6 protein-coding genes are annotated in these 6557 nt (G+C 68.6%); all 6 read right to left on the minus strand.

Annotated features, from left to right (window positions below):
• Window positions 1–363: ribosome recycling factor (gene frr, locus AAF430_26565; protein MEM7413820.1), on the minus strand; the 363-nt coding region annotated here is incomplete at its 3' end.
• A gap of 3 nt (window positions 364–366) precedes the next feature.
• Window positions 367–1083: a UMP kinase gene (gene pyrH / locus AAF430_26570; protein MEM7413821.1), complete on the minus strand. Its 717-nt coding sequence runs from the start codon at window positions 1081–1083 to the stop codon at window positions 367–369.
• Window positions 1080–1949 (minus strand): translation elongation factor Ts, encoded by an 870-nt coding sequence (gene tsf / locus AAF430_26575; protein MEM7413822.1) that lies wholly within the window; start codon window positions 1947–1949, stop codon window positions 1080–1082. The genes pyrH and tsf overlap by 4 nt, the downstream gene beginning before the upstream one ends.
• A 66-nt stretch (window positions 1950–2015) precedes the next feature.
• On the minus strand, window positions 2016–3077 hold the full coding sequence (gene rpsB / locus AAF430_26580) for a 30S ribosomal protein S2 (GenBank protein ID MEM7413823.1): 1062 nt from the start codon (window positions 3075–3077) through the stop codon (window positions 2016–2018).
• A 259-nt stretch (window positions 3078–3336) separates the two neighbouring features.
• A complete protein-coding gene (gene argJ / locus AAF430_26585) occupies window positions 3337–4530 on the minus strand; it encodes a bifunctional glutamate N-acetyltransferase/amino-acid acetyltransferase ArgJ (GenBank protein ID MEM7413824.1) in 1194 nt (397 codons plus the stop codon).
• A 10-nt stretch (window positions 4531–4540) separates the two neighbouring features.
• Window positions 4541–6557 (minus strand): SEC-C metal-binding domain-containing protein (locus AAF430_26590; GenBank protein ID MEM7413825.1); only part of this gene is annotated, 2017 nt, incomplete at its 5' end.

Genomic DNA, 6557 nt, shown 5'->3' on the forward strand with positions numbered 1-6557 from the left:
AACGTGCTTCACCAGCTCCTTGCGCCGTTCTTCGGTGAGCGGCGGGATCGGGATCCGGACCACCTTGCCGTCGTTGCTCGGCGTGAGACCCAGGTCCGAGGTCTGGATCGCCTTCTCGATCGCCGGCATCGCGCCCTTGTCGAAGGGCGAGATCACGATCAGCCGCGGGTCTGGCGTGCTCATGTTCGCGAGCTGGTTGAGCGGGGTCGGGCTGCCGTAGTAGTCGACCTGGATCCCCTCGAGCAGCGCGGTGCTCGCGCGCCCGGTGCGGACCTTCTGGAGTTCGGCCTTCAGCCCGCGAAGCGACTTGTCCATGGCTTCTTGGGCTTCGCTGATCACCAGCTCGACGTCTTCGGAAGCCATCGTCTACTCCTCTACGCGCGTCCCGACATCTTCGCCGGCCGCAACCCGGCGCAGATTGCCGTGCTGGCTGATGTCGAAGACGACGATGGGCGTTGCGTTCTCGCGACACAGGGCGAGGGCCGTCTGATCCATCACCCGCAGGTTCTTCTGCAGCGCTTCGTCGAAGCGGATGCGGTCGTACTTCGTCGCGCTGGGATCGAGCTTCGGGTCGGCGGTGTAGACCCCGTCGACGCCGTTCTTCCCCATCAGGATGATCTCGGCGTGCATCTCCGCGGCGCGCAGCGCGGCGGCGGTGTCGGTCGAGAAATAGGGGTTCCCCGTGCCACCGGCGAACACCACCACGCGTCCCTTCTCGAGATGCCGCTCGGCGCGACGCCGGATGTAGGGCTCGGCCACGGACTGGATCTCGAGCGCCGAGAGCACCCGGGTCACCAGCCCTTCCTTCTCGAGGGCGTCCTGCAACGCCAGGGCATTGATGACGCTGGCCATCATGCCCATGTAGTCCGCGCTGGCGCGGTCCATCCCCTCGGATGCGGCCGTGATCCCGCGGATGACGTTGCCGCCGCCGATCACGCAGCCGAGCTGAACGCCCAGCTCGTGGACCTCACGCAGCTCTTGCGCAAGCTGCTTGATCACGGTCGGGCTGATACCGAAGCCGCTGTCCCCGGCAAGCTGCTCACCGGAGAGCTTGATCAAGAGCCTGCGATACGCCGCCTTCACTCCGAGTCCGCCTCCTCCCCCTGGCCCAGTTTGAACCGCGTGAAGGAAGAAACGTTCACGGGACTGCCGTGCGCCTTGAGGAGGTCACCCACCGACTTGTCGGGATCCTTGACGAACGCCTGCTCGACGAGCGCGATCTCCGACACGAACTTGTTGATCTTCCCCTCGACGATCTTGTCGAGGATCTTCTCGGGCTTGCCCTCGGCCAGGGCCTGCTTCTTGTAGATCTCGCGCTCCGCGTCGAGTAGATCCGACGCAACTCCGTCGCGGTCGACCGCGACCGGGCTCGGGTCTGCCGCGGCGACATGCATCGCGATGTCCTTGGCGAGGGTGCCCAGCGCGTCCCCGGAATCGTCGGTCGCCAGGGCGACGAGGACGCCGAGCTTGCCGCCCGCGTGCACATAGCCCCCGACCTGGCCGCTCGGTACCGCCAGCCGGGCGGCGCGCTTCAGCACCACGTTCTCGCCGAGCTTGGCGATCGCGGCGACGATCTGGTCCTGGACCTTCTCGCCATCGAGCGTGGAATCGAGCAGGGCCTCGGCCGAATCGGGGCCGCCGTCGGCCGCGACGGCCTGGGCCAGCTTGTCGCCGAGCGCGATGAAGTCATCGGTACGCGCGACGAAGTCGGTCTCGCAGCCGAGCTCGACCATGCCGCCGTTGGTGCCCGCCAGGGCGATCGCGATCACGCCCTCGCTGGTCGCCCGCCCCTCGCGCTTGCCGGCCTTCGCCAGGCCGCGCTCGCGCAGGACCTCGACGGCCTTGGCGAGGTCGCCCCCCGCCTCGGTGAGCGCCTTCTTGCAGTCCATCATGCCCGCGCCGGTTTGCTCGCGCAGGCTCTTCACGTCTTTCGCGGAAATGTCCGCCACGATTGACTCCTTGGGGTCTCCTCGGTATCGGCACGCGCCGGCAGGGACGCGAGCGGATCCGGGGCTCTATTCCGATTCGGTTTTCTCGGGCGCGGACTCCGCGCCCTCGGCCGGGGCCGCCTCGGCGCCCTCGGGCGCCGCGCTGGCTTCGGCGGGCGCCTCCGCCGCGTCTCCGCCCTCGGCTGCCTTGGCCTCGCCCTTGCCCCCGCGCTTCTCGCGGGGCTCCCGGGGTTCGGCGCTGTGGGTGCCGCGGCCGCGGCGCGGCTGCTGGGTGATCTCCACCACGACCCGACCGCCGCTGGCCTTCTCGCCTTCCGCCTTCTCCTGCTCGCTCACCTCGCTCTGGATGCGCGCGTTGTAGAGTTCGGCGCCTTCGCGACAGGCATCGGCGACGCGCTGGCAATAGAGTTCGATGGCACGGGTCGAGTCATCGTTGCCGGGAACGACGAACTCGATGCCGCCCGGATCACAGTTCGAGTCGACGATCGCGACGATCGGGATCCCGAGGCGCTGCGCCTCCTTCACGGCGATCGCTTCGCGCTTGACGTCGACCACGAACATCGCGTCCGGCAGCCGCGTCATCTCCTTGATGCCGTCGAGGGACTTTCGGTACTTCTCGATCCAGCGGTTGACCCGAGAGAGTTCCTTCTTCGAGAGCTCCGCGAGCTTCTCCTCGTCGGTGGTCTGCTCGAGCAGCTCCTTGAAGCGCTCGATCGACTTCCGCACCGTCTTGAAGTTGGTCAGCATTCCGCCGAGCCAGCGTCGGCTGACGTAGAACTGCTCGCAGCGCTGGGCCTCGGCTTCGACGAACGACTGAGCCTGACGCTTCGTGCTGACGAACAGCACCTTGCCGCCCTGGGCGACGGTCTCGGTCAGGAACGACAGCGCTTCCTGGAAGCGCGGCAGCGTCTGATCGAGATCCATGATGTGGACGCCGTTGCGCTCGCCGAACAGGAACGGCTTCATGCGCGGGTTCCAGCGTCGCGTCTGGTGACCGAAGTGGGCGCCGGCTTCCACCAGCTCACGAATGGTCAGCGCCTCGCGCTGAACCAGGGCTTCGGCCGTCTCACTCGCGGGAGGCGCGAGGGTCTCCCCCGCGGCCTCCGGGGGGGCCGGTGTCTCGGACATGGCAATCTCCTTCGCGGTTGCTCGTCCGTCCCGGAGCGTGCCTCCCCGACCCACCGACACGACACGGAGTCACGTGGTGGGCACCGCCGGGGCGCCCCTGGAACGTGTGGATTGGCAGAGGGTTAGCAGACTCCCCGGGCTTTGACTACGCGCCGGCCCCGGCCTGCCGGGCCCCATCAGTCCCCGCTCCGACCCCGCGAGGTCAAGCGCGGCAGAGCGGCGCGCGGAGTGAGGCGTCGCCGATGCGGAGTCCAACGGACTAGGTCGTGTACTCGGCGTTGATCCGCACGTAGTCGTAGGTCAGGTCGCAGGTCCAGAGCTGGGACTGGCCCTTCCCGAGCCCGAGTTCGACCTCGATCGCCACCTCCGGCGCCCGGATCGCCTTCTCCGCTCTGCGCCGGGCGGCCGGTCCGGCCGACCCACCGTTGCGAAAAACCACCACCCCGCCGAGCCGGACCCGGGTCCGCTCGAGGCGCAGCGGCACCCGCGCGGCCCCGATCGTCTGGAGGATCCGGCCCCAGTTCGGGTCACCGCCGAAGAGCGCCGTCTTCACCAGCACCGAGTTCGCGATCCGGCGGGCTGCCCGCTCGGCGTCGCGGTGGCTGCGCGCACCGGACACCCGCACGTCGACGAGCTTCGTGGCGCCCTCCCCGTCCCGGGCCAGCTGACGCGCGAGATCGGTGGACACCGCCTCGACGGCCGCCTGGAAGCGCGCGGCCCCCGGCCGACCGGCCCGCAGGGTCGGATTCCCTGCAGCGCCGCTCGCCAGCAACAACACGCTGTCGCTTGTCGAGCCCTCGCCATCCACGCTCAGCCGGTTGAAGCTCTGATCGCTCGACTGCTTCAACACGCGGCGCAGGAAGGCCGGGGCGACGTCGGCGTCGGTCACCAGGAAGGCGAGCATGGTGGCCATGTTCGGCTCGATCATGCCCGCGCCCTTGGCGATGCCCGCCACCGTGATCGTGCGCCCGCCGAAGCGAATGCGCTGGCGGGCGAGCTTCGGGACCGTGTCGGTCGTCATGATCGCGCGCGCCGCATCGCCGAAGCCGTTCGGCGCCAGGGCGTCGTAGGCCGCGCGCGCCCCGGTCCGGATCTTCGTCATCGGGAGCGGCTCACCGATCACGCCCGTGGACGCCACGAGCACGTCCTCGGGCTTGGCGCCGAGGGGGTCGGCAGCGAACCCGGCCATGCGCCTCGCGTCACGGCGACCCCGCGCCCCCATCGCGACGTTCGAGATGCCGCTGTTCACGATCACGCCGCGCGTGCGACCGCTTCGCACCTGGGCCCGCGACCATTCCACCGGAGCGCCGACGACCGTCGAACGCGTGAACACCCCCGCAACCGCGGCCGAGGCATCGGCGGCGATCAAGGCGAGATCGTGGCCCTGGGCCTTGATGCCGCAGTGAACGCCCGCAGCGCGAAAGCCGGGAACCTGGAAGGTGTCGATGGTCAACGCGGAGCCGTCACCCGACGCCGTGGCACTTCTTGTACTTCTTGCCGCTGCCGCACGGGCACGGGTCGTTGCGGCCCACCTTCGCCATCTTCGAGGGCGTGCGCTGGCCGGGCTGCGCGACCGGCCCCGCGCCCGGCTTTCCGCCCTGCGCCTGGGGCGGCGGTCCCGACGCGGGCAGCGCCGCAGCGCCGGGGCTCGGCGCCTGATCGGGCGTGGGGGGAAGCGCGAACTTGAACACCAGCTCCAAGGCCTGGGCGTCGATCCGCGCGTTCATCTCTTCGAAGAGGGTGAAGCCCTCGCGCTGATACTCGAGCTTCGGGTCGCGCTGGCCGTAGGCGCGCATCCCGATGCCCTCGCGCAGGCCGTCCATCGAGTGGAGATGATCCTTCCACTGGGTATCCAGGATCTGCAGCAGGATCTCGGTCTCGAGACGCGCGAAATTCGGATATCCCGACTCGGCGTACTGCTCGGCCAGGCCGTCGCATTCCTTCTTCTTCGCCTCGAGCACGGCGCCGACGCGATCGAGGATCGCCGCCCCGAGGACGTCCCGATCCTTCGCCGGCTTCCCACCCTCCTGGAAGGGAGCGGCGCTCGCGTCGAACTCGACACCGAACTGGGCGGTCATCGCCTTCGCCAGGTCGTCGACGGCCTCCGGGTCGAGGTCGCCCTTTGCCGGCCAGTACGAATCGAGGACCGCCACGATCGCCCCCTCGGCCATGTCCAGGACCTCGGCGTGCGCGTCCTGTTCCATGGCCTCACGGCGCCGCGCGTAGAACGCCTGGCGCTGGGAGTTCATGACGTTGTCGTAGTCGAGCAGGTGCTTGCGGATATCGAAGTTTCGGGCCTCGACCTTCTTCTGTGCGTTCTCGATCACCCGCGTGAGCAGCTTGTTCTCGATCGCCTCGCCTTCTTCGACGCCGACCCGATCCCACCACTGCTTGACCCGGTCCGCTTCGAAGATGCGCAGCAGGTCGTCTTCGAGGGACAGGAAGAACTGGCTCGAGCCCGCGTCACCCTGACGGCCGGCGCGGCCGCGCAGCTGGTTGTCGACGCGGCGACTCTCGTGGCGCTCGGTGCCCATGATGTGGAGTCCGCCGGCCTCGACGACGTCGTCGCGCTCCTCCGCACACTGATGCTCGAAGCGCGCCAGCGTCTCGGGGTAGTCCGCGTGCGTCTTGTCTCCGCCGCACTTCGCGAGCGCCATCATCTCGGCGTTGCCACCGAGCACGATGTCGGTGCCGCGGCCTGCCATGTTCGTCGAGATGGTGACGGCGCCGCTGCGCCCGGCCTGGGCGACGATCTCGGCCTCGCGCTCGTGCGCCTTCGCGTTGAGCACGTTGTGACGAATGCCGCGCTTCTTGAGCTTCTTGCCCAGCATCTCGGAGGTCTCGATCGAGATGGTGCCGACGAGGACGGGCTGCCCTTCCTCGTGGCGGTCCTTGATGTCTTCGATGACGGCGTCGAACTTCTCGCGCTGCGTCTTGAAGACGACGTCCTGCTGGTCATCGCGGACCATCGGCCGATGCGTCGGGATCATCGTGACGTCCAGGTCGTAGATCTTCGCGAACTCCGGCGCTTCGGTGTCCGCCGTGCCCGTCATGCCGCCGAGCTTGTCGTACATGCGGAAGAAGTTCTGGAAGGTGATCGACGCCAGGGTCTGATTCTCGCTGCGAACCGGGATGCCTTCCTTCGCCTCGACCGCCTGGTGCAGGCCGTCGCTCCAGCGTCGGCCGGGCATCATGCGTCCGGTGAACTCGTCGACGATCACCACCTCGGGGCGACCGTCCTCGCCCTGCCGGACGACGTAATCGACGTCGCGCCGCTTCAGGTGATGGGCCGAGAGCGCCTGATTCACGGCGTGCAGCACCGGCAGCATGCCCGGGTCGTAGAGGTTCTCGACGCGCAGCAGCTTCTCGACCTTGTGCACGCCCTCCTCGGTGAGCGTGGCGCTGTGGGCCTTCTCGTCGACCCAGAAGTCGCCGGTCTCTTCGATCGCCTTCGCCGCCTCGCCCTTCTCGCCTTGATCG

The organism is Myxococcota bacterium (assembly GCA_039030075.1).
Taxonomy (GTDB): Bacteria; Myxococcota_A; UBA9160; order UBA9160; family SMWR01; genus JAHEJV01.